At 42.7% G+C, this 25,198-nt stretch carries 17 protein-coding genes, 3 tRNA genes and 3 rRNA genes; 5 read left to right on the forward strand and 18 right to left on the reverse strand.

The genetic code is table 11. The annotated features are described in order from the left end of the window. Positions 1-36: 36 nt before the first annotated feature. Positions 37-1,113, reverse strand: coding sequence for a 30S ribosomal protein S1 (locus LRM49_RS03085; RefSeq protein WP_129635204.1), 1,077 nt, complete (start codon positions 1,111-1,113; stop codon positions 37-39). 111 nt (positions 1,114-1,224) lie between these two features. Next, positions 1,225-1,695, reverse strand: coding sequence for a hypothetical protein (locus LRM49_RS03090; protein ID WP_243777753.1), 471 nt, complete (start codon positions 1,693-1,695; stop codon positions 1,225-1,227). A gap of 76 nt (positions 1,696-1,771) precedes the next feature. Between LRM49_RS03090 and LRM49_RS03095 the strand changes: the two genes are divergently transcribed. Together LRM49_RS03095 and LRM49_RS03100 are read left to right on the forward strand one after the other, a co-directional pair. Further along, on the forward strand, positions 1,772-2,584 hold the full coding sequence (locus LRM49_RS03095) for an ROK family protein (protein WP_243777754.1): 813 nt from the start codon (positions 1,772-1,774) through the stop codon (positions 2,582-2,584). Next, entirely contained in the window at positions 2,556-3,020 is a 465-nt protein-coding gene (locus LRM49_RS03100) for a hypothetical protein (protein ID WP_243777755.1), read from the forward strand. Before LRM49_RS03095 ends, LRM49_RS03100 begins: the two co-directional genes overlap by 29 nt. A gap of 41 nt (positions 3,021-3,061) precedes the next feature. On the opposite strand, the gene LRM49_RS03105 is transcribed toward LRM49_RS03100, so the two are convergent. From LRM49_RS03105 to LRM49_RS03145, 9 genes are all read right to left on the reverse strand, one after another. After that, positions 3,062-3,271, reverse strand: a complete 210-nt coding sequence (locus LRM49_RS03105; protein ID WP_129637339.1) for a con-10 family general stress protein — start codon at positions 3,269-3,271, stop codon at positions 3,062-3,064. A gap of 328 nt (positions 3,272-3,599) precedes the next feature. Further along, positions 3,600-4,316, reverse strand: a complete 717-nt coding sequence (locus tag LRM49_RS03110; protein WP_243777756.1) for a hypothetical protein — start codon at positions 4,314-4,316, stop codon at positions 3,600-3,602. Then, positions 4,313-5,011, reverse strand: coding sequence for a DUF3152 domain-containing protein (locus LRM49_RS03115; protein ID WP_243777757.1), 699 nt, complete (start codon positions 5,009-5,011; stop codon positions 4,313-4,315). Before LRM49_RS03115 ends, LRM49_RS03110 begins: the two co-directional genes overlap by 4 nt. Before the next feature lie 118 nt (positions 5,012-5,129). After that, positions 5,130-5,238, reverse strand: a 5S ribosomal RNA gene (rrf, locus tag LRM49_RS03120). Positions 5,239-5,419: 181 nt separating this feature from the next. Next, a 23S ribosomal RNA gene (locus LRM49_RS03125) occupies positions 5,420-8,806 on the reverse strand. A gap of 270 nt (positions 8,807-9,076) precedes the next feature. After that, positions 9,077-10,216 (reverse strand): dihydroorotate dehydrogenase (quinone), encoded by a 1,140-nt coding sequence (pyrD, locus tag LRM49_RS03130; protein ID WP_243777758.1) that lies wholly within the window; start codon positions 10,214-10,216, stop codon positions 9,077-9,079. A 92-nt stretch (positions 10,217-10,308) separates the two neighbouring features. Continuing rightward, positions 10,309-10,385: transfer RNA gene (locus LRM49_RS03135), tRNA-Val, on the reverse strand. Between the two features lie 12 nt (positions 10,386-10,397). Then, a tRNA-Ile gene (locus tag LRM49_RS03140) sits at positions 10,398-10,474 on the reverse strand. Positions 10,475-10,523: 49 nt separating this feature from the next. Next, positions 10,524-10,600, reverse strand: a tRNA-Ala gene (locus LRM49_RS03145). Positions 10,601-10,666: 66 nt separating this feature from the next. Here LRM49_RS03145 and LRM49_RS03150 point away from each other — a divergent pair. Then, positions 10,667-10,906, forward strand: coding sequence for a hypothetical protein (locus LRM49_RS03150; RefSeq protein WP_146555276.1), 240 nt, complete (start codon positions 10,667-10,669; stop codon positions 10,904-10,906). Positions 10,907-11,200: 294 nt separating this feature from the next. On the opposite strand, the gene LRM49_RS03155 is transcribed toward LRM49_RS03150, so the two are convergent. The 4 genes from LRM49_RS03155 to LRM49_RS03170 all read right to left on the reverse strand — a co-directional run bounded on the left by LRM49_RS03155 (position 11,201) and on the right by LRM49_RS03170 (position 17,871). Beyond that, positions 11,201-12,727 (reverse strand): 16S ribosomal RNA (locus LRM49_RS03155). Between the two features lie 213 nt (positions 12,728-12,940). Next, positions 12,941-13,372: a divergent PAP2 family protein gene (locus LRM49_RS03160; RefSeq protein WP_243777759.1), complete on the reverse strand. Its 432-nt coding sequence runs from the start codon at positions 13,370-13,372 to the stop codon at positions 12,941-12,943. A 2-nt stretch (positions 13,373-13,374) separates the two neighbouring features. Continuing rightward, the gene (gene gyrA, locus LRM49_RS03165) at positions 13,375-15,873 is read right to left on the reverse strand and encodes a DNA gyrase subunit A (protein ID WP_178143171.1); all 2,499 of its coding nucleotides are present in this window, start codon (positions 15,871-15,873) and stop codon (positions 13,375-13,377) included. Between the two features lie 9 nt (positions 15,874-15,882). Further along, positions 15,883-17,871: a DNA gyrase/topoisomerase IV subunit B gene (locus LRM49_RS03170; protein ID WP_243777760.1), complete on the reverse strand. Its 1,989-nt coding sequence runs from the start codon at positions 17,869-17,871 to the stop codon at positions 15,883-15,885. 150 nt (positions 17,872-18,021) lie between these two features. Between LRM49_RS03170 and LRM49_RS03175 the strand changes: the two genes are divergently transcribed. Then, positions 18,022-19,626, forward strand: a complete 1,605-nt coding sequence (locus LRM49_RS03175; protein WP_243777761.1) for a hypothetical protein — start codon at positions 18,022-18,024, stop codon at positions 19,624-19,626. 10 nt (positions 19,627-19,636) lie between these two features. Continuing rightward, on the forward strand, positions 19,637-20,206 hold the full coding sequence (locus tag LRM49_RS03180) for a hypothetical protein (protein WP_243777762.1): 570 nt from the start codon (positions 19,637-19,639) through the stop codon (positions 20,204-20,206). Between the two features lie 14 nt (positions 20,207-20,220). Here the strand turns inward: LRM49_RS03180 and LRM49_RS03185 are convergent, their stop codons facing one another. From LRM49_RS03185 to LRM49_RS03195, 3 genes are read right to left on the reverse strand one after another with little or no spacing between them, the layout of a single operon-like run. Beyond that, positions 20,221-23,124 (reverse strand): type IV secretory system conjugative DNA transfer family protein, encoded by a 2,904-nt coding sequence (locus LRM49_RS03185; RefSeq protein ID WP_243777763.1) that lies wholly within the window; start codon positions 23,122-23,124, stop codon positions 20,221-20,223. Positions 23,125-23,132: 8 nt separating this feature from the next. Next, complete coding sequence (locus LRM49_RS03190) at positions 23,133-23,579, reverse strand: hypothetical protein (protein ID WP_243777764.1); 447 nt, start codon at positions 23,577-23,579, stop codon at positions 23,133-23,135. A gap of 54 nt (positions 23,580-23,633) precedes the next feature. After that, positions 23,634-24,005, reverse strand: a complete 372-nt coding sequence (locus LRM49_RS03195; protein WP_243777765.1) for a hypothetical protein — start codon at positions 24,003-24,005, stop codon at positions 23,634-23,636. Positions 24,006-25,198 lie beyond the last annotated feature (1,193 nt).

The raw sequence follows: 25,198 nt of genomic DNA on the forward strand, positions 1-25,198 counted from the left end.
CACCTCTGGGCGTAGCTACGCTTCAGGGGATTTGTATTATTTTTTCTTTGATGATTTGCCGAGCGAAAGAGAAATCTTACGATTTTCCTTATCGATATCCAAAACTGTAAATTCTTTACGCTCGTTCAACGTAAATACCTTTTCAGGATCAGTACCGTCACCGCCAAGTTCTGACACGTGAACCAAAGCTTCAACCGCTGGACTCAACTGTACGAATGCACCAAATGGAGTAATTCGAGTTACAGTTCCCTCAACTTTCTCGCCAGGCTTAAATTGCTCAACTTCATCCAACCATGGATCCTTAGTCAATTGCTTCATACTCAAACTCAAGCGCTCTTTGTCGATTGCAATGATCTTAGCTTCGATAGTTTGACCAACTTTTACGTAGTCAGATGGGTTATTAACACGCTCCCAGCTAATTTCTGAGATGTGAATCAAACCTTCAATACCTTCAACGTTAACGAATACGCCAAAGTCAACAACACCTGTAACAACACCTGTAACTGTATCACCGATTGCCAACTTCTGGAATCGCTCCGCCAGACCCTCTTTAACCGCCTCTTTTTCAGAGAAAATCAATTTATTAGCTTTTCGGTCAGCGTCCAAGATTCGCGCCTTGATATCCTTCTTTACCAAGCTGTTCAATCGTTGCAAGATTTCGTCCTTGTCACTAGAGCCTACACGAGGATAGTGTTCAGCCGACAATTGCGATACTGGCAAGAATCCGCGAATACCTTCGTATTCGACCAGAAGTCCACCACGGTTAGCGTCGTATGGTACAACGGTGATGATTTCACCAGATTCCAATTTAGCCATAACTTCATCCCAACCACGATCTTTCGCAGCCTTGCGCAATGAAAGTAGCGAATAACCGTCTTCCAATTCGGTATCAATTACGCTAGCAATTACTGAATCGCCAACATTGTAGTTCTTTGAAAGGCTAACTTCGCGGCGTGGAACCAAGCCAACACCCAAAGGTCCTAAATCGATTAAAATTTCGTGCTTCTTTACTGATAAAACAGTACCGTCAACTGTTTCACCGACAGTAAGTTGTTTAACACTATCACCTGCTTGAGCCAGCAAGTCATCCATTGTAATTTTGGCATCTGCCATAAGTCTTCTAAAGACCCCTTCCTTAAAATTGATATTATTCTTCAGGGACATAATAAAAATATCCCCACAGATTATCACAATTATATCACAACAGATAGATAGAAGTCAAAGCTAGATAAGATAGCGAGATCGCTGATAAGCCACTGTTAAAAACACCAAAATACCAAAAGCCACTGCAGAAACAGCTACATCTTCTGGTCCAGTTTTTGGCAATCCTTTATCAGATTGCCTAGAAGGAGTAGAAGGAGCTGGCGTTGTAGATGATGGCGATTGTTGAGACTGAGAAGATTCAGATGTAGGAGTTGTCTTTTTCGACTCTTCAGTCTTCACGTCGGTTCGAGCCTCACCTCTTCCGCCTGATTGATTATTCGTTTTTTGATCTGCGGACTGCTGAGATGTGCTGTTGTTTTGTGAATTCTTATTGCTATTCTCTGATGCTACCAAATCGCTAGAAATTGGCGACCCATCTTGCGACAAATTATTCTGCCTAATTCCGTAAAGAACAGCCAAAGATATAGCCACTAAAATAGCGCCTACTACTACAAAAACTCCAATTGACCCAGCCTGATTTACTCGCTTCATATTATATCTCCACTCAAATTTTCTTTATTATATCATAATGACCTCTTATAAGTAAAGCTGGTGATATAATAAATATATGATTATTACGGTTGACACAGGTGGGACCAAAACATTAGTAGCCAGCTTTGACGAGGAAAAAAATCCTAAGCGTATCATCAAGTTCCCCACCCCTAAAAACGTAGACCAATACATTCAACGCATTGCCGATCAAATTCACCTGATTACGAACGATAAGCCAATTGACGCAATTTCTGTAGCTCTGCCAGGAGTAGTCAAAGACGGCATGGCAGTGTGGTGTCAAAATCTCGGTTGGAAAAATCAACCTATCCGCGAGCTACTTTCCCGATATTTTCCTAATATACCAATATTTATTGCAAATGACGCCAATATGGCAGGATTGGCAAGCATGCTCAGATTGCCCAAAACTCCCAGATGCGGTCTATACATCACTCTAGGAACCGGCGTTGGCACTTCCCTAATCCTGAATGGAAATCTACATAAAGAACTTAGCGATTGCGAGGGCGGACATATGTCTTTGAACTACAATGGCAAGATTACCACTTGGGAAGAAATTACTGCGGGTAGAGTTTTACAGAGAATTTTTGGCGAATTATCATCAGACACCCCCCTGGAAATCTGGGAAGAGGTCGCCAATAGGATAAAAGCTGGATTGCAACCACTCATTGCCTTTACACAACCAGATGTCGTTGTTATTGGCGGGAGCGTGGGAGTGTTCACATCCTATTTTTCAGATATTTTAAGCGGCCTCCTGGCAGAAAACTTACCCGCCGCCATATCTGTACCAAAAATAATCAGTGCCCCTAACCCAGAAGAAATTGTATTATACGGATGCTACGACAATGCCATCAGTCAGCTTACCTCAAATTGAACACGATTTTCCAGAACTGCAATTCAAGGAGGGTGAAGTATTTTCCTGGAACCCTAATTCACAAACAGTCTATTACGAAAAATTAGATTCGCAAGAAGACTTAGTGCAACTTTTACACGAAATCGCCCATGCTAAACTTGGTCATAAAAATTATCAACACGACATTCAGCTAATCGAAATGGAGAGATCCGCCTGGGAGTACGCCGTTGATACTTTGGCGCCAAAATACAGATTAACCATCAGTATGGACGACGATAATATTCAAGATTCTTTAGATAGCTACAGGGATTGGCTACATAAACGCAGTCTTTGTCCTCACTGTAGTGCAGTTGGATTACAGACCAATTCCTCATCTTACAAGTGTATTAATTGCCACTCAGAATGGCGCGTAAATCAGGCGAAATCCTGCCAACTTAAAAGATATCAAATAAAATAAGCCTCTCATACGGAGGCTAATTTTAAGAGATTGGAGCGGTCTTATTCTGCAATTTTTTGTACTGTCTTCTTAGTACGGCGTGAAATGCGTCCGCCCTTAGCACCAGCGATACGAGCCAAAGCTGGATTTGCGGCAAAGCCACCAGTCCGACCGTTTTTACCGCCCTTGCGTCCGATTTTTGCATAAAAATCTGGATCACGAGCTAGATTTTTTTGAGCAGCCTTTAAGCCGCCAGCCTTTGTTCCTGCCATAGGAAGGTTTTCCTCCATTTTTAAAAAAGATTTCCACATAAATTTAAATGGAAACCCTCACCTTTATATATCACACATGATATGTGTTATGTTTATATACTAGCATATAACTAACGCTTTGTCAATATTTACATAAGTAGTTTTTATTGTGAATAAAATATTGCATTTTACTGACGCGTTAGCTATACTAATAAAGTCAGTTACTGACGGCACCTGTTGGAGCTTTAGAGATTATGAGTTCCACCACAAAAAATTCTCGTTTTCTGCGAGATTCGAGAAGAAAAATAGCCCATCACACAGGGGGGCTATTTTTTATTATAGAGTCATTCTAAAACTCTCTTAACAGATTATCTATCCTAAGCTGAGATTCTTGTGTTAGTTCATTTTGCAAACCAATCCAGGCGTTAATAGCAACGGTAAATTTATCCCTGGCTATAGTAAACTGGTCACTGTCTTTCTTTTCGTTAGCCGACTTCAGATCACGTACAGCCAATAAAATAGCGTCTATTCTCTTCATCGCTAACTTACGCAAGTCAACCTCGTTTTCTCTGGATTCCAACCTCTTCTTTGCGCCAGTCCATATTTTCTCCATAGCAATAAAGTCATTTTGCCTGGTCTTCGATAACTCATCTGACACCGTACGTATTTCACCGATCAACTCCTTATCGAACTCCATAAAGCTAACAATCTTCTCTATACTCTGTATAGTTCGGTTCATCTTCTCTACTGATTTATTGCATTCTTCTGAATACTTTTTAAATCTAGCATTAACGTTCTTCTGCCAAGATATAAAAAATACCACCTCGCAGCTTTGGCGTTTATTTTTTAAATCAACCAAATATTCGTTCAATTTTTCAGCGGATAATTTGTCTTTTTGCAAATTAATAAACAGCGAGCTCTCCACCTCATTAGTGTTTTTTGTTACGCTTTGAACGTTTTCCCAAGATTTCCAGCTCACAAATCCATATGCCAATATCATTATCAGCGTTATAAAACTCATGGCAATAGCTAATTTAAGTGTATGGTGATTTTTTATCAATTTCATAGTTCTATTCCCAGCGTAGTTGACCATAATTCACTATCAAGCGGCCAAGGATTAAAAACACACCCCTGTAAATCAATTGATTGCTGCTGCATAACCGCCGCTGGATTATTAACCCCAGAACAATTCAAATGCCCATGCCCCAACCAATGTCCAACTTCATGATTGATTACCATATGTCGATAATCACGAATATCACCACCCGCTTTATTCCACGCTGCAGTCGCGCCAGACCATCGATTATCATTGATAATGACAGAAGACCCGACTCGACAGCTCCAATCCGCATCACAGCCTGATGAGAACGAGGACATTAATTCGGCTTGCGACAGAACTAAATTGAAACTTCCACCCTCTTTCACCTCTTTAAAAACAACTCCCATACGAGCCCAACCTCGATTGTCGTTTAGGGTTTCATTTACCTGCTTCGAGAATTCAGACAAGTTTGATCGGACCTTGCCCTTTGTTGATATTGTATATGTGACTTCTTTTTTCACTCCAGAATTTGATCTTTTTGACGATTGAGATGCGGAGTGCCAATCTGGAATCTGAATGTCTGGCGCTTTAAAGTTTGATAAAGAAGAGGGAGATTTTATTTCAGAGAAAATTTTAGCACTAATCACCTTCTTCGCATCACTCTTATTCTCATTGGGTGCTGTTATGTTAATCGTTGGCGTTAGAGCAACAGCAATCGCCATACCGCCAGTAGCCACCCTGCACACTATACACATACTTATATTCTATCACCCGCCAAAACATACCACAAACGTTTTAAGACAAAGAAGAAAGCCACCCTATTAGGATGGCTTTCTTATAATTCGGCACCGTGCTAGTTTCCCACTTTCGCAGTATAATCGCCGCTGGGGAGCTTAACTTCTGTGTTCGGAATGAGAACAGGTGTTTCCTCCTCGCTATGGGCACCGAAGGAGGGGGTTACGACGCTTGGTTCCGTATATACTCCACGGTGGGCCAAACCCCTTTCTTCGATGTCCAACATCAGCACGGAATTGATTTTTAATTGACTGGTACTTTTGAAAAGCACCAATTACTAGTTAAGTCTACCTTATCCGCAATGTTTATGCAAGTATAAACTCCACGGACAAGGACATAAAAAGGCAATGGGACTATTAGTACGCTTTAGCTCCATACATTACTGTACTTCCACCTTGCGCCTATCAAACAGATAGTCTTTCTGTGTCCTCATAGGGAAACCTTATCTTGAGGTTAGTTTCGCGCTTAATATGCTTTCAGCGCTTATCTAGTCCGCACATAGCTACTCGACAATGCAGCAGGTGGCCACAATCGATACACCAGAGGTGCGTCCGCCCCGGTCCTCTCGTACTAGGGGTAGATCCTCTCAAGTTTCCTATCGTCCATACCGGATATAAACCGAACTGTCTCACGACGTTCTGAACCCAGCTCGCGTACCACTTTAATCGGCGAACAGCCGAACCCTTGGAAGGTGCTCCCCCTCCAGGATGTGATGAGCCGACATCGAGGTGCCAAACAGCGCCGTCTATGTGAACTATTGGGCGCTATAAGCCTGTTATCCCCAGGGTAACTTTTATCCGTTTGCGCTGTCGATCCCACATTCATGTACAAATGTACGTACAGCGGATCACTTGCTCCGACTTTCGTCTCTGATTGGAATGTACTCCTCACAGTCAAGCTGGCTTATGCGCATACACTATCACTTCGATTTCCATCCGAAGTTAGCCAACCTTTGAACGCCTCCGCTACTCTTTAGGAGGCAACCGCCCCAGTTAAACTACCCACCATACACGGTCCGCTAACCGGATAACGGTCAGCGTGAGAACACAATCACAACAAGGGTGGTATTTCACTTGGTGACTCCACAAATACTGGCGTATCTGCTTCAAAGTCTCCCACCTATGCTACACATGTTGAAACCATATTCAATGTAAAGCTGTAGTAAAGCTCCATGGGGTCTTTTCGTCCTGGTACGGACAGACGGCATCTTTACCGCCAATGCACTTTCACCGAGTCCTTCGCTGAGACAGTGCCCACATGATTACTCCATTCGTGCGGGTCAGAACTTACCTGACAAGGAATTTCGCTACCTTAGGACGGTTATAGTTACCGCCGCCATTGACTAGGGCTTCAGTTCGCACCGTGAAGCGCTCCCCTTAACCTTCCAGCATTGGGCAGGAGTCAGCCCCTATACATCCACTTTCGTGTTAGCAGAGACCTGTGTTTTTGATAAACAGTTCCGTGGGCTCTTTTGCTGCGGCCCCCACATCGCTAGATGCCAGAGGTTCGCGTTCAAAAGAACAATTCGTTTGCTCTATCTCAGAAAATTCGTTTTGTGATTAAAAATGTACTCTTTAACCTAATATTCACTGAGTGAACGCGGCTGATATCCACCGAAGTGGGGGCAGACCTTATCCCGAAGTTACGGTCGCTGTATTGCCGAGTTCCTTAGCGAAGGTTCGCTCGTAAGCCTGAGTCTACTCGACTCGAGCACCTGTGTTGGTTTGCGGTACGGGCGGCTAAGTCCACGCGTACACCTGCTTTTCTAGCCAGGGCTTTCACCAAAATCGTGACTCCGAAGAATCACTTTCACTCCCTTTGCGTTCCCGCTCGGTTGGACGGATAAACCATGAATCCGCTTCGATTACTTCCCCGTGAACAGTGTACAAAACTTAACCGGTTCAGGAATATTAACCTGATGTCCATCGCCTACGCTCTACGCCTCGGCTTAGGCCCGACTAACCCTGAGATGATTACCATGGCTCAGGAAACCTTGCTCTTACGGCCGAGAGGATTCTCACCTCTCTTATGGTTACTCATTCCAGCATTCTCACTTCCTACCGCTCCACCGAACCTTCCGATTCGACTTCACTGCTGATAGGAACGCTCCTCTACCACTACACACTAAGAACAAAATCAAAGTTTCTTAATCAATTTAAACCTTGGAATGATCTTTCCGTTCTTTTCAGTATTATCCAAAAACATTTTCTTAGGTCTAGCCCATAATTCTCCGTCGCCATAAATGGCTCGATAAACTACAAGCTCTTCAAGCGTCTCAGTATGAACAGCTATACTTACAACAACATACTTATTGCCTTTATAGTGTTTATAAACGCTACCTATGTAAATCTCATTTTCCATAAATTGATTGTAGCACAACTTTAACTTTGTACTTAGCGTGTAATCCATATCTTCGGTATAACGTTTTAGCCCCGTTACATTTTCCACGCAAGATCTCTTGACTAGTGAGCTGTTACGCACTCTTTAAATGAATGGCTGCTTCTAAGCCAACATCCTAGCTGTTTAAGAAATCTCACCTTGTTTCCCACTGAACGTTAATTTAGGGACCTTAGATGATGGTCTGGGCTGTTTCCCTTTTGAGCACCGATCTTAGCACCGATGTTCTAACTGCCGTGATTACACACATGGTATTCGTAGTTTGTTAAGGGTGGGTACAGTTGCCCGCCCCAGTCCTTTACAGAGCTCTACCCCCATGTGCTACTAACACGACGCTAGCCCTAAAGCTATTTCGAGGAGAACCAGCTATCTCCGAGTTCGATTGGCATTTCACCGCTAACCACAAGTCATCCAAACACTTTGCTGCGTATCCTGGTTCGGTCCTCCACCACCTGTTACAGTGGCTTCAACCTGCTCATGGTTAGGTCACCCGGTTTCGGGTCTAATCCTTACAACTTAATCGCCCTATTCAGGCTCGCTTTCACTGTGGCTCCGTCAATTGACTTAACCTCGCTGTAAAAATTAACTCGCTGGATCGTTCTACAAAAAGCACGCCGTCACCGGACAAGCCGGCTCCGACTCCTTGTAGGCACTAAATTTCAGGATCTATTTCACTCCCCTCCCGGGGTTCTTTTCACCTTTCCATCACTGTACTAGTTCACTATCGATCGTATACTATATTTAGCCTTGGCTGGTGGTCCAGCCAGATTCAAACAGGGTTTCTCGTGCCCCGTCCTACTCGATAAAACATACATAAGGTCAGCGTCGTTTTCATATACACGGCTTTCACGTTCTTTGGCTAGTCATTCAAACTATTCTACTAACCACGCCGATTTCTTACCTTACTAACTGTTGATAGCCAGTTATCGCAAATCAGATTATTTGAATGAATCAAATTCTCTGACTTGGTCATATGTAATATCACAACCCCTTATAAGTATTCGTCTATCAACTTATTTGCCTAAATTAATAGGCAAAAACTTAAAAGGTTTGGGCTGTTGCGATTTCGCTCGCCACTACTTTCGCAATCGTTATTTACTTTCTCTTCCTCATCCTACTAAGATGTTTCAGTTCAGATGGTTCCCGCTCGCTTGCCTATGTGTTCAGCAAGTGGCAACATGACATGACTCATGCTGGGTTTCCCCATTCGGAGATCTCCGGATCAAAGCTTGTTGACAGCTTCCCGAAGCTTATCGCAGTCTTCCACGTCCTTCATCGGTAGTATACGTCCAGGCATCCATTTAGCGCCCTTGAGTACCTTTTTATGCATTGACTTAACTAGTAGTTGCTACTTTGCAATTACTAATACCGTCAATTAAAAACTCAATTTCTTTTACTCTCAAATTGTTAATGATCAGTGCCTCACACATTTGAGTGCACAATCGACAAGTCAATAAATTGACAAATCTATCTACACTCAGATGTTTTCTCACTGCCCTCGCACGTTTTGCAGTGTATTGCCAGAGGTTCGTTTGAACATTCGCTTAACTAGTAATTAACTATACAGCAGCTGAGATTCTTTTGCAAGGGTTTTTTCAAAGTTTTTTCGACTTTTTTTGCTTTTTATTAAAATCAGCGCCAATCGCCTCAGAAATACTAGAAAAACCATCATTTTTTAACAGCTGAAGCAACTCGCGATTCATTCGCCCAATTAGCTGCGGACCTTCGAAAAACAGCCCAGTGATAAGCCCAACTAGACTAGCGCCCGCTTTAATCTTAGCGTATGCATCTTCGGCCGAAAAAACTCCGCCAACACCAATAATAGTTAGTTTATCTCCATAATTTTTATATGTATGCTTAATCAATTCTAAGCTATGTGCGCGAGTAGGTTCGCCGCTTAATCCACCCCTAATGTCATCAGTCAAAGGATCTTTAAGATCTACCCTCTCACGATCCTTTATTAAATTAGCGACCGTTACACCCTGAATATTATGCTCAACAATAACCTTTAATAGCGAGTCGAATTGCTTCAGATCATACAAATGTGGCATTTTAACCCAGAAAGGAACATTTCTCTCTACAGAATCTAATTCGCTCAATAAAGTCTCCAGCGTATCAGCATAGATAAATGGCTCCTTGCCGGCATTCGGACAAGAAATATTAATCTCTATAACACTAGCCAAGCTGTTTTCTACGATATAACTAACCGCTTTTTTTACGTCCCGAATTATATATTCTTCCGGAACGACTGGCCCAAATTCGTCTTTCGTGGATTTATCAGCAATAACAGCCACAGACACAACCGTTGGCATTGATTTAACTTTAGGTCTATTTAATTCAATATAGTCGCTAATCTTCTCTAGTCCATAATTTGGCATACCAGCGTACACAACTACAGATTTGGTGTTCGGCAATCGATGAAACCATGGTCGCAGATTACCCCTTCTCGGCTCCATAGTTACAGATCCGCCAGAAGCAAAGCCAAATCCAACATCCTCCATTAAAGGTGACAGTTGTACGTTTTTATCAAATCCCGCTGACAAGCCTATTGGATTATTAAATACAACTCCATCAATTTCCTGCCGCAGCGACTCATCCTGAAAGTTCCATAATTTACGAATAGCCCACCTAGCAGGAGGGAATGCTTGCGCCAAACGACCGCAAAAAATAGTTAACTTATGAGTAAAGTCTGGTGTTAGTAGGAATAATATTGGCTTGATAATACGCTTATACATATTCTAAGAGTATAGCTATCTATGCTTTATTAAGCAAGGTTACTTGCAAATAAAAAATCGCCTGTTCGGCAATATTCCTGACCATCTATGATTGGTGGGCGCTGAGGGACTCGAACCCCCGACCCTCTCGGTGTAAACGAGATGCTCTAGCCAACTGAGCTAAGCGCCCATATTAAAAATATGGTGGGCGATGAGGGACTTGAACCTCCGACCTCGTCATTATCAGTGACGCGCTCTAACCAGCTGAGCTAATCGCCCTCATTAGTCTTGGTGGAGTGTCGTGGACGTAAGCCCACTTCACCCCATATGGTGGAGACACAGGGACTCGAACCCTGGACCCCCTGCTTGCAAAGCAGGTGCTCTAGCCAACTGAGCTATGTCCCCATAAATTGCCGAGACCTTTTAATTGTACAGTATCTTTTTAATTCTGACAAGTGTATAATTAATAATATGTTATATCAATTTAGTTTTAGTGCATTATTTTTTGGGATTTTGGTCTTAATTGCTGGTGGAATCGTCGTTATTTTCCATCAAAAATTAGCCGACAATCTGGGAAGCGGCGTAAGTAGCTATGACCGTTTCAAATTTTGGGGACTTGTTACATGCGGAGTAGGATTCGCTATTATGCTCAGCCTACACACTATCCCATTAAACTGGCTTCTAAACTCCCTTTTTGGCGGCGGACTATAATAGGCGCCCGCAAAAAAACATAAATAGCCAAACATTGTTGGCTATTTTTTATAATCGCAATTCTACCAAAATATCAGATTTAATTAAATCTACCATATAAAAAGCCCCTCATAGAGGGACTTTTTCGTTTAACAACTTGATTGTGCAATTCATCAATCAGCTTATCGTAGAGAAAGGTTGAACTTTTGTCTCGTCCTCGAGAGGACTATTGTAAATATGTAAGCTCGACACATTTACGAGACCGACCTAGCTCAATCTGTGATTGCTCGACAGATTGGCATCGTTACTCCCTAGAAAGGAGGTAATCCATCCGCACCTTCCGGTACGGATACCTTGTTACGACTTAACCCCAATCATGCCCCCCACCTTAGGCCGACGAATCGGACTTCGGGTGTTGGTCACTTTCATGGTTTGACGGGCGGTGTGTACAAGACCCGGGAACGTATTCACCGCAACTTGCTGATTTGCGATTACTAGCGATTCCGACTTCATGCAGGCGAGTTTCAGCCTACAATCCGAACTGGGACTAGCTTTGATGCGATTTGCTTCACCTCGCGGCTTCGCTGCGCATTGTACTAGCCATTGTATTACGTTTCTAGCCCAGGACGTAAGGGAAATACTGACCTGACATCATCCCCTCCTTCCTCCCCGTTACCGGGGCAGTCTGAATAGAAAAATACAACTATTCACAAGGGTTGCGCTCGTTGAAGGACTTAACCTAACATCTCACGACACGAGCTGACGACGGCCATGCATCACCTGTCACAGGGTTCCAAAAGGCACAGTCTACTTTCGCAGACCTTCCCTGGATGTCAAGCCCTGGTAAGGTTCTTCGGTTATCATCGAATTAAAGAACATAATCCACCGCTTGTGCGGGTCCCCGTCAATTCCTTTATGTTTTAGCCTTGCGGCCGTACTCCACAGGCGGGATACTTAACGCGTTAGCTTCGCTACTGAAGGGGTCGATACCTCCAACAGCTAGTATCCATCGTTTACGGCGTGGACTACCCGGGTATCTAATCCGGTTCGCTCCCCACGCTTTCGTGCCTTAGCGTCAGAAATGGCCCAGTAACCTGCCTACGCCATCGGTGTTCCTTCTAATATCTACGGATTTCACTCCTACACTAGAAATTCCAGTTACCTCTACCATTCTCGAGTTTAACAGTTTGAATAATAGTCTGTATGGTTGAGCCACCAGGTTTCACTATTCACTTATTAAACCGCCTACGCAACTCTTTACGCCCAGTCACTCCGGATAATGCTTGCACCCTACGTATGACCGCGGCTGCTGGCACGTAGTTAGCCGGTGCTTATTCATGAGTTACCGTCATATTCTTCACTCATAAAAGAAGTTTACAACCCGAAGGCCTTCATCCTTCACGCGGCGTTGCTCCATCAGGCTTTCGCCCATTGTGGAAGATTCCTCACTGCTGCCTCCCGTAGGAGTCTGGACCGTGTCTCAGTTCCAGTCTGGCTGATCATCCTCTCAGACCAGCTATGGATCGTCGGCTTGGTAGGCCATTACCCTACCAACTACCTAATCCAACGCAGGCTTCTCCCAAAGCGCCCGAAGGCTTTAATCCGAAGACCATATGCGGCATTAGCTACCCTTTCGGGCAGTTATTCCTCACTTTGGGGCAAATTCCTACGCGTTACTCAGCCGTCCGCCGCTCGCCGACATTTTACACAAAATTCTTGAATAAATCTTCTATATTACCCAGAAGCTTCCAGAATTCAGTGTAAAACTCGCTGCCGCTCGACTTGCATGTGTTAGGCACGCCGCCAGCATTCATCCTGAGCCAGGATCAAACTCTCCGTTAAAATCTACTTTGTATCAAAGTATTAAGGCTCTACAAAAATATAAACTGACGATGATATTGCACAATCAAATTGTTAAAGTTCATCTTAAGTCAGACTGAAGTATGATTTACCTCGCTTTACAGATTGTAAATCGTTGCTTAACTCGCACTCCAGCAACCAGACTTGTTACTAATCTTACAGTATATAATTGCCTAGGTCAATAGATTTTCACAATTATTTTGTTGCGAAAAATACAACGGAAGCTACAACCATACCAATAGCCGCCCCAGCCGCCACTTCTACAGGGGTGTGACCATGAGCAACGCGAAGTTTTTTCAACTTGCTACCCTGCTCTGAAATTAACTTATTAAGCGTTTCACCTTGCATTCCAGACGAATAGCGAACCATCATAGCATCATACATCACTATAATAGCCAGCCAAGTAGCTAGTCCAAATATGGAGCTATCCCAGCCGTCTTGCATCCCCAGAAATACTGCCAACGACACGACAATCGCACTATGAGCGCTTGGCATACCTCCGGATAGAAGTATTTTTGGATTTGTGTCACCACTAAACACTCGACGATTACACCCCATGAGATGAAACACTTGCTTCAACCCTTGAGATATCGCCCATGCGATTACTGGAACTATCAAGACTTTCACTATTAATTACCCTCATCCTGCGGACGGTCCGCCATCAAACCGATCGACGAAACAGCGTCGCCGTCAGATAGACGCATAATCGTCACACCCTGAGTTGTCCTTCCGAGTAGCTTAATATCACTCAAGCCCAGGCGGATAGTTTGACCATTCTGAGAAACTAATAACGCCTCTGTTATTTCTGGATCAATAGTCTGCACAGAGATAATCGGACCAGTTTTTGCAGTTACAACTGCGGCTTTTATGCCGACTCCGCCACGTTTATGACTTGGGAAATTCGACACCTTTGTACGTTTACCGAAGCCTTTTTCGCTAACCACCAGCAAGGTTTGGTCGTCACCCGTAACGATATCCATACCAACAACAGAGTCATTTGGACGTAATCTTACACCACGGACACCACGAGCTGATCTACCCATTGGGCGCGTATCTTTCTCGTTAAAGCGAATAGCTTGTCCTGCAGACGTAGATATAATCACATCATTCTCGCCAGTCGTTCTCTTTATCCAGCGCAGTTCATCGCCCTCATCCAATTTAATAGCAATCAATCCATTCGTACGAACATTGGCATAATCTTTCACAGGAGTCTTCTTAACTGTGCCCTTCTTTGTCGCCATGAACAGATATCCGTCTTCGTTGGCGTTCTTTTCGTGCTTGATAATTGCCGTTATCTTCTCTTCTGGCTGAAGTTGCAATAAGTTAACCGCGGCAACACCTTTCGCACTTAGGCTGGCGGCTGGTACTTCGTAAGCCTTCAGTCGGAAAATCCTACCCATGTTGGTGAAGAATAACAGATAATCGTGCGAGCTCGCCTGAACAACCTGATCAATGACATCTTCTTCCTTAGTCGTCATACCACGCTTGCCTTTACCGCCACGATTTTGCCTACGATAATCACTTACTAAGGTTCGCTTGATGTAATTTTCGCTTGTAAGTAGAATTACCGACTCTTCCTCTGGAATCAATTCCTCGTCAGAGAACTTTCCTAATTCGTGATTAATAATCTTGCTGCGTCGCTCATCGCCATACTTTTCTTTCATAGCAAGCAATTCTTCCTTAACAACACGCAAAATCTCGTTCTCGTCAGCCAAAATAGCTTCCAGCTTCTTAATCAGTTCATGAAGTTGCTTCAATTCTTCTTCAATCTTGTCGCGCTCCAGCCCTTGCAATCGTCGTAGTTGCATCGCCAAAATTGCGGCCGCTTGAATTTCCGACAGACCAAATCGCTCCATCAAACGCTTGTCGGCGTCGTCATAACTTTCACGGATCGTCTTAATTACCTCGTCGATATGATCAAGCGCAATTTTCAGACCTTCCAATATATGAGCTCGTTCCTTAGCTTTTCGAAGTTCAAACTCAGTCCTGCGTCGAATAACACCTTGACGATGCTTAATAAACTCCGCCAAAATCTCTTTCAAACCCATAACTTTAGGCTGAATACCATTGACCAAAGCCAGGACATTATAATGGAATGACGTCTGTAGTCCAGTCAATTTATACAATTGGTTAAGAATCTTCTTTGGATAAGCATCTTTCTTCAATTCAACGACAACTCGAACCTTACCGCGAGCACTTTCATCTCGCGCATCAGCAATGTGCGTTATTTTTTTAGCAAGGACAAGTTCTCGAACCTTATCAACAAAGCCTTCCTTGCTCATACCATATGGAACTTCGGTGATTATAATACTGTAACGGCCATTTTTGCGCTCTTCAATCGACGCAACCGCACGAATCGTAACCGAGCCACGCCCAGTTTCATATGCTTGACGCATTGGCGCACCACCATAAACTTCCGCACCTGTTGGAAAATCAGGGCCCTTAATGTGTGTCAACAGTTCATCTAACGTAATTTCAGGATTATCTATTTGAGCAACTGTAGCGTCAACCACCTCGCCAAGGTTGTGCGGCGGAATATTCGTTGCCATACCAACAGCAATACCCATCTGACCGTTCAACAGAATATTTGGAACGGCCGACGGCAAAACTACTGGCTCTTTCTCTGTTCCGTCGAAGTTATCACGAAAATCAACGGTTTCTTTGTCGATGTCAGACAGCAACTCGCCGCCAATTTTATCCATTCGCGCCTCAGTATAACGAGAAGCCGCTGGCTCATCTCCATCCATAGAGCCGAAGTTACCCTGGCCTTCAACCAGCGTATAACGCATCTTCCAAGGTTGAGCCAAGTTCACCATAGCGTCATAAATTGATGAGTCGCCGTGCGGGTGGTAGTTACCCATAACTTCGCCGACGATTTTTGCCGACTTCACTGTAGCATGAGGAGCACGCCAACCATTCTTATTCATCGCATACAAAATACGACGATTAACAGGCTTCAATCCGTCACGAACATCCGGCAAAGCACGGTCAATAATAACCGACATGGAGTATTTAAGGAAGGAGTCTTCCATAACACGCTCAACTGTCGACTTTTCAATACCGCGAACTTCTGGCTCTTCGTTCAGAATTTCTGGTTCTACTATATTTTTATTGTCATTGTCCGCCATATCTCCTCCTTAAAAGTCCAAATCTTCCACATTAACCTTAGCGGCATTTGTTTGAATAAAATTTTTCCTCAATTCTACACTATCACCCATAAGCTTCGTAAATATCGCATCTGCCCGTTCTGCGTCCTCAATATTAACTTTCACTAATGTTCGATTTTCTGGATTCATAGTCGTTTCCCATAATTGAGCGGCATCCATCTCACCAAGACCCTTAAATCGTTGCTGTGCTGTATAGCCTGCCTGCTTAAATTTCTCAGCATTTTCATCAATCTTTACACCAGCAGCCTTGCGCTCATTGATTTTTTCGTTCAATTTTTGCTCGAGGGCTACTTCATCATAAACGTAATCTATCTTACGATTACTGCCGGTTCCTCTACTTAGTCCAAACAGAGGTGGTTTCGCCAAATATACGTGACCCGCTTCAATCACTTCAGACATGTATCGGAAGAAGAATGTCATCAAAAGCGTAGAAATGTGCGCACCGTCAACATCGGCATCTGTCATAAATATAATCTTGTCGTAACGAATACCGCTAATGTCAAATTGGTCGCCGATTCCAACACCCATAGCCTTAATCAACGAAACAATTTCAGCATTAGCAAACATCTTATCAAATCTTGCACGCTCCGTATTCAACACCTTACCGCGAAGAGGAAGAACAGCCTGAATAGTTGAATCTCGACCATCCTTAGCAGAACCCGCAGCCGAATTACCCTCGACAATAAATAATTCACAATCCTTTCGGTTGCGAGATGAGCAATCCGTCAATTTAGATGGCAAGTTTAAGCCTTCAAATGCTCCCTTGCGGATAACGTTGTCGCGCGCGGCCCTTGCCGCCTTACGAGCTCGTGCCGCCAATGTAGCCTTACCGACAACCTTCTTAGCTGTAGCTGGATTTTCCTCCAAGTAATACGCAAAATATTCGCTCATCACCTGATCAACATAGCGGCGCATCTCTGGATTACCAAGTTTATTTTTGGTCTGACCTTCAAACTGAGGATCTGGCAACTTCACCAAAATAACTGCCGTCAAACCTTCGCGGATGTCATCACCAGTCAGATTATCCTCTTTTTCTTTCAGCAGACTATTCTTACGAGCATAATCATTAATTACACGCGTGAGGGCTGTTCGAAAACCAACCAAATGAGTACCGCCATCAGGAGTTAAGACGTTATTGGCAAATGGCTTTACCACTTCAGCGTAAGTGTCGTTATACTGAACCGCAATTTCCACCATACAATCTTCAACCTGCTTCTCGACGTAAAATATATCGTCCGATAAAACATCCTTGCCAATATTCAGGTTTTTTACATAGCTCTGAATACCGCCCTCAAAGTAGAAAGCTTTTCGTTCGCCAGTTCGCTCATCAATAACCGACGTGTGAATGCCTTTTGTAAGATACGCCTGATGACGAAGATAATTAACAACCCATTTATAGTCAAAACTAACCGTCTCCTTAAAGATGGTTGGGTCTGGATAAAATGTAATTGTCGTTCCAGAATCATTAGACTTTCCGACTACTTCTAATTCTGTCTGAGGCACGCCTGTTGCGTATTCTTGGCGATAGATTTTACCGTTCTTTCTAACTTCAGCAATCATCCGCGTAGACAATGCATTCACAACACTAGAACCAACACCGTGAAGTCCAGACGAAACCTTATAGCCGCCGCCGCCAAACTTACCACCGGCATGTAAGATTGTTAATACCGTCTCTAACGTACTCTTACCTGTCTTTGGGTGTTTATCAACAGGAATACCACGACCGTCATCAGATACTCGAACACCACCATCCTTCAACAAAGTTACTTCGACCTTCGTGGCATAACCAGCAATTGCCTCGTCAATTGAGTTATCAGCGATCTCCTTAATCAAGTGATGTACGCCCTCATACCCCGTACTACCGATGTACATTCCTGGACGCTTACGAACCGGCTCAAGACCCTCTAGGACCTGGATTTGTGAGCCATCATAAGATTGTTCATTTGTTTGTTTAGCCATATCTCCCTCACTATTATCTGAATTATCAGCTCTTTTCAACAACTTTATTATACATCAAAATAGATATATTCTCAAACTATTTACTTTTTCAGCCTGCTTATGCTAAAGTTAGATTAAAGTTATATAACAACAAAAATAAAAGAGGTCAAAATGTTCAAAAAAATTATCTCGCGTCTACCATACAGCCCTTCAATGATCCACAGTTTGGGCTTTTATGCGAAACGTTTACGTAAAGAAGAGGCTACTCGAAAGATCGGACTTATCTTAACTGCCCTAGCGCTTATTGTGCAATCTTTCACTGTTTTTTCGCCGCCAGAATCAGCCAATGCAGCAGATTCCAGCGACCTAATTTACGGCGGAATTTCTAGTGGTCAGCAATTGATGGCTCATTATGACGCGAACACAAATAATATTCACGACCTCTACGATCATCTTGGTATTAGCCGCTCAGATCTAGTAGCTGCAACAGGAAATCTTCAGACATTAAATAGTAACATGGGAACTTATTCTTGGGGACTTACGCCTCATTTTGGACCATCAAGAGGTGAAGGTTCATATATAGTGCGCACATCTCAAGGAGGGGCTCGCACATTCTACTATCGACCTCACAACCTCTGGGGCAGTTTCTCATACAGAGCATTCGTTGGATATTCAGCCGGGACCGGCTGGTTTGCAATTATGCTTAACTGTGGCAACTTAATCTTAAAATTCGCACCACCAAACCACCATTGTCCGACTGGTCAAGTTGGCACATACCCAAACTGCTCCACTCCACCACAGCCAGTAGCTACATGTAACGCTCTAGACATAAAGAATAATGGAGACACTTACCAACTTACAGCCAACGCAAGTGCAGCCAACGGTGCTACAATTCAAAAATATGTATACAGTATTTATCGAGGAAACACCCTAGTTAAAACTATAGAAAGCAACGATAAGATTGTATCTTATACAGAGAAAACACCAGGATCATACAAAGTTGTTCTAACGGTAAAAAGCTCGCTAGGCGACAAGACCTCAGACGCCTGCGTAAAGACATTTACTATACCAGAGCCAGCAAGGTGTCCTCAAAACCCTAAATTGTTAAAGGACGACCCTCAGTGCCAACCATGTCCAGGCGACTCTACTATATGGATTAACGATAGTCGATGTTCTGCCTCGTTCGTGCAGACAAAAACCGCAGTTAATCTCACCCAAAATAATGCTGATGCAACAACTGCAGTTGCGAAATCTGGAGATCGAATTACCTACACTCTTTCAGTAAAAAACAAAGGTCTTAAAGAGGAAGAATTTACATTCAAAGACCAAGTCAGCGATTTATTGGAATACGCAGACATATTCGATGCTGGAGGTGGAAAATTGACAGACGACAAGAGTGCTAGTACAGGTAGTGGAAACGCAAAGATGCTTGTCTGGAGCGCAGTTAAGATTAAACCAGGAGAAACCCAGAAGCGCAGCTTTACCATCCAAATAAAGAATAGTATCCCTGCGATGGCTAGCGGTAAAAGTAATCCAATGTCTTATGATTGTAGAATCGATAACACATTTGGCAACACGGTAAGTACGAAGATCGACTGCCCTGCACCGAAAGTTATTGAACAAACCACTTCACAACTGCCAAAAACTGGCGCCAGCGAGAATATGATGTTCGCAGGAATTATTGCAGCCGTGGTCGTATACTTCTACGCTCGATCACGTCAATTAAATAAAGAGGTCAGAATCGTTCGACGAGACATGTCCGCAGGAACTTTATAGGAGGGGGAAGATGAGTGAAAAATTAAAATCTACCGTAGAGAATGCTGTCGACACCAGAGAATTAGCAGATTTAAGCAAAGAAAAAGCTGCTGAAATCGAAAGATCTCTAGAAAAGGCGGTTGAAAAAGAAAAATCAAATGCCGAAAATGAAAATAGCGTTAAACATGAGGCTATAGAAATTGCCGCCCGTCAAGAAAAGCGACAAGAACAAAAAGAATCTAAAGAGATAAAAGAAGATAAGCCTCTTACAAAAAAAGATATTGAAGCTTCGTATAAGAAAACTTTGGAAAATGTACAAGACCAACTATCAGCTCCATCCAGGGCTTTCAGCAAGGTCATTCATAATCCAGTCGTCGAAAAGACTAGTGACGCAATTGGCAATACCGTTGCCCGCCCTAACTTAATCATCTCTGGCGCCTTAGGCGCAATAGCTTCTGTCGTTGTGTATTTTATCGCCAAACGATACGGATATCTATTATCAGGATCAGAAACTATTATCTTGTTTGTAGCTGGCTGGTCTATCGGCGCTGTTATCGAATACGCTCGAGTAGGGTTTATCAACAACAGGAAAAATAGCTAGATAGATGTTGAATCTTATCTCAAGCTAATCATCACTTCACCATCGTCATCATCACCATTACGTAAATCGAGCCGATTCTTAACCACAGGTTGGCTCGGTTTTACATTTACAGAGGAGATAGGATTGTTGTCTGTAGTCATAGACATATTTGGCTTATTGGCGACAGCACTATCTATCGCAGAGGATTGACTTTGTTGTTTGTTGCCAAGGTTGGAAGTCGTAGCATTTACGCTATTTATATTAGAAGGCGCATTATTAACCGCCCCTGGGCGGCCTTGCGGATTCTGTATTTGTGAGGAAGCCTGTGGAGCTTGCGAATTTGCTGGTCTTACAGCTGTTGAGCTAGAAGCAGGCTTTCCTCCTAGTTGTTGCCTCTTCGCTAGCCATTCATCCAAGAACGATGACCCACCAGGTGCCTTTTGATTAGCAGAAGGCACCAATTGAGAAGGACCCGTCTTTGGCTGTACACTACCCCTAATTCTGTCAAATATCTCCTTCTCAACAACAGCTCGTGGTCTACCGTATTTAGCAGCAGATAGCCTTACCAACGCATCTCTCAGCTGATTATTAACTTGCCCCATCGGAGGAATCCAATTCATACTAAACGGCGCAGACGGCACATTATTAATCATCACAGAGGTTATAGATTGGAAGTTTGGCAATTTAGCCAAGTCGTCGACATCGAAGGTCGGCTGGAACTTCTTAACCATCAATTCGGCATCCGTTACACCGATACGCCCAGAAATAACTGTACCGACGTTACCAATAATAGCTTCTCGTATCTTATCTGTTAACTGAGTCATAAACTGGTTACCCATAATAAGACTCAATTTATACTTACGAGCCTCAGACAAAATAGATTCAAAGCTGTCAGTGGCGAAATTCTGGAACTCGTCAACATACAACGAGAAATCAACTCGCTGATCCTCTGGAATGTCCGCTCGAGACATCGCTGCCGCCTGGAACTTCATCACAAAGATAATACCCAAAAGCTTAGAGTTAAGTTCACCCATCTTACCTTTCGACAAGTTAACCAGCAAAATCTTATTATTATCCATAATTTCACGCAAATTAAATCCAGATTTGGTCTGACCAATGATATTGCGCATTGCATCGTTGGAAATAAATGGACCAAACTTTGATACGACCCATGAAATAACCTCACCTGCCTCATTTGACCTTTGTGACGCAGGAAATTCCTTTGTCCAGAAATCAATAACTTGCTGATCTTTCACATACTTAAGCTTGCTTTTCACAAATTCAGGATCAATAAGACACTTCGGCACGTCAATAAACGTTCCACCAGCAGGATCCGACATCAGTAGCAAGGCGCAGTTCCTAAAAATATGCTCCAGGCGAGGACCAACAATTCCCGTATGACCCGGATCGTAAAGACCATACAGCATATTAATCGCCTCTTGAACCAAAAAGTCTTTTTGGTCTGGAGTGTCGAACTCAAACATATTCAGACCAATTGGATTAGTCATATCAGCAGGATTAAAGTAGATAATATCCTCGACACGCTCTTTTGGAACCTTACCCAGTAAAGATTCGACCAAATCACCGTGCGGATCAATAAAGGCGAATCCCCGACCATCCATCATATCCTGATAAGCCATATTTTCCTGCAAGACAGATTTACCAACGCCTGTTTGACCAATAATATATACGTGGCGGCGACGGTCTTTTGTTCCGATTCGAATAGGTTTTTTGACTCCTCGAAATTCGTTATAGCCAATCAGCAAACCCTCATCCAAAACGTCTGTTGGTCCATCAACTTGTTTGGACATTTGTCTTTTAACCTGTGAAGTCGGAATTGCATTAGCTCCAGGCAAATGAAATAACGTTGCCATTTCTACACTGTTGAGAATATTACTACGAGTTTCTTGGGGAAAGAACCTCATAATATAGGCTGTTGTCATTTCCTCAACATTCCTAGTTAAAGAGAACTTAAACCCATTATTGCGCGGTGAGTCAAACAGCGAGAAGGCTGCTATTATATTTTTTAACAACACTTGAGAGCGCGCCGCAGTGTTTGACGAAATTACAACACGCACCAAAACTTCATACGCAGGATAGCGAGCCTTTTCGCTGATAGCATCCACTTCCGCCTGCTCTAAAGATGTTAGCTGCTTGTCCTCAGAACTAGAACCACCGTCTTTTTCATTATTCTCTGGCGGTTTCCACAGAGCCTCCATAATATCCATAGGAGCAACATCACCAAAGCCCTTCTTTTTGCCCTTATTTTTCTTCATCCCATCAATATGAGACTCTGAAGCCTTAGACCAACCGTCATACGCCGGACGTAGTAAAAATTGCACACCTATTCCATCTTCCTTGGACGCCGAAGACAAAGCATTTAATAATGCCCTGGAAGCATCTCTTTTCGACTCCTGATAAGTAGATATTGGATAAACAAAGGATTTTTTCAGGGTGAATTCGCCGCCGATGGTCCCGCTCATCTTGCCAACCTTGCTGAATATATTAGTATCAGACACCTCTTCTAGCCGAGCAGAAGGATATGCCGCCGCTACAGCTTGACGAATAACATCAACTAGCACTAGCGGAACAACGGCATAATAGTGGACTAATCCACCGTGCGCAACAATCTCAAACGATATATGACGTTGACCGTAGACTTTACTTTTGAATCCTTTAGTTGCCGTACTTGAGATAATATTGTACATCACCTGGGCTTGTGACAGCACCTCTTCGGTTAAATCTCGTTCATCTCGATTTGAACTATTGACATCTTCACTTGTCGGAGGCAAATGTATAAGCAATGGCACCATCTTCAAGCCTCGTTCATAATTTTTGGCTTCCCTAAGCATGTTACGATACAACACAAAAGCTACCGCAGAACCAGCGGTTATAATAACAATCGCGATAAAACTAACTATCAAAGGACCCGCACCCATATAAAACCCTACTTACTACCGTCGTCATTTTGACCTAAAGTCTTATTATATCGTTTTTTTAAATAATCAGCCTGGAGCTGTGCAATAACTCTATTCCTCTCATAAGGATTATCTTTTGTTAAAGCTATAATCTTTTTAACTTTATCCACCCACTCTCTTTCTATCAAGTCTTCATCCGCTGCCACCAGAGGAGTATCATCATCAGCTACTACCCCCGGCTGATTCGCACTTTGAGCGTCGTTTTGAGATTGAGATAAAGGAACTGTTGTAGTATTATCAACAGGCAAAGCCACGGGGATATTGTTATATTGTTCAACCCTAGCACCAAGTGACTGCTCGGATTCTCTTCCGACTTCAGGATTTAATGATGTATTTTCTACATTATACTCACCGCCACCTATATTTTGTGGCTGCACCTCAGGGGTCCTATTAACTTGTGGCAGTTCGGGATTCATAAATATATTGTACCACGTAACTACTTAAAATACACGACTACATTCAGGACGGGATTAGTATCTTTTATGTATAAAAAAACACGCCAGCAGCTCAAACACACCAAGTAATAATATCTCAAAGATCCCAACATCGCCCATCGATTGCATACCCACATAAATAACTGGAGCAAGAGAGATTACAGTAGAGTAATAATACGTCTTATACTTAGATTCATTGCGACTATTCTTGAAGTTAAAAAATTTCGCAGCTATTCGCTCCGATGTTAAAAATACTACATAAGTTAGACAGATAAATAGTACATACAAACATACAAAAAACGCTAAAATCCCAAACGGACCAGCAGAACTCGGGTTTGTTGCATTCAAAATAATCGCAATCAAAATCAACGCAACCAACGCTATAAAACTAATTATCTTCATCCCCATACTCACATCATACTATACACAAGAAGCCTGAGCGATAATACTATAGCGTATAGACACAAACCATCCGCCGATAAAAAATAACTATTAGGCGCGGGTGCTACTTGCCTATTACCGCTCGAGGCGATTTGACCGCTCCTTAATTAAGGAGCATTCCTTGCAGTGTTCCTCTGCATACATCCAGGACTCTCACCGCTAGTCCTTTAACGAGGATTAACTGGATGTATGCGGTACTAACCGCGCGCTCAACGCTTTTACAATTTGCAAAGTAAAGGCGGAGCATTGGCTGCGTCATTATAAAAATCATGCAGCCAACTGTCCGTCAATTTATACGTAAAAAACGCGGCTTTATATAAATTTTATTGTTAATGTATTTTTGCTTTTTTGTTTTTCTAAAAGCTTAACCTTATATTAGCATAGCCCTATTTAGATGTCAACCATTACTCGGCCAAAAATATTGTAATTTTCACCTATTTTTTAATGTTGTTAAAATTATCATCTGTTAATTATTCTCTTATCACTTTATAGCCATCTGTGCATTTTACAACAATCTTGCCGTTTTTGAGCATTATATAACACAGATCATACACCATTCAATGAAGATGTCGTCGATTTAGCGACCGCCCAATTGCACGACGAACCTATGGTTACCTGTCATCCAAACATTGCCACAAAAATAGGTTCGTGCAGTCAATATCAGACCAACGTCTAACATTCAAATCCGCGATAAAATAATAGTCTTTACTCCCCGCTTTATAAAACTCTGTTCACTTTTATTGTCGCGTTATAGCAAACTTAACAAAATTATTTTTTATATTATTACAAGAACATCCAAACATCAGTATGCATATTAAATCTTATACATCAAAAATGCTATACAACAGTTTTTATTAAAAATTACAAAACGAAAATATAAAGTTTATTCATAGTACATAAAGCTGCCTTTTATACTTCAATAAAAGAGTCCTAGAAAATGTGCGACAATTTAATTTGTCGCACACATAAAAGGCAATCAAACAAGCACCAGTCTCTGGCATATAACTTCATAGTAAAAGCCCTTAGAAAATTAGAAAGAAGATTATAAAATGTGTGGTATTTTTTACTCAACTTTTTACAAAAATATTGTTGACATAAGCATTTATATAGCTTATTATAGGGGTAGCTTCTGAATAAAAAAGTTATACAGAGGCCAAAAA

The sequence above is a fragment of the Candidatus Nanosynbacter sp. HMT-352 genome, assembly GCF_022819365.1.
Taxonomy (GTDB): domain Bacteria; phylum Patescibacteriota; class Saccharimonadia; order Saccharimonadales; family Saccharimonadaceae; genus Nanosynbacter.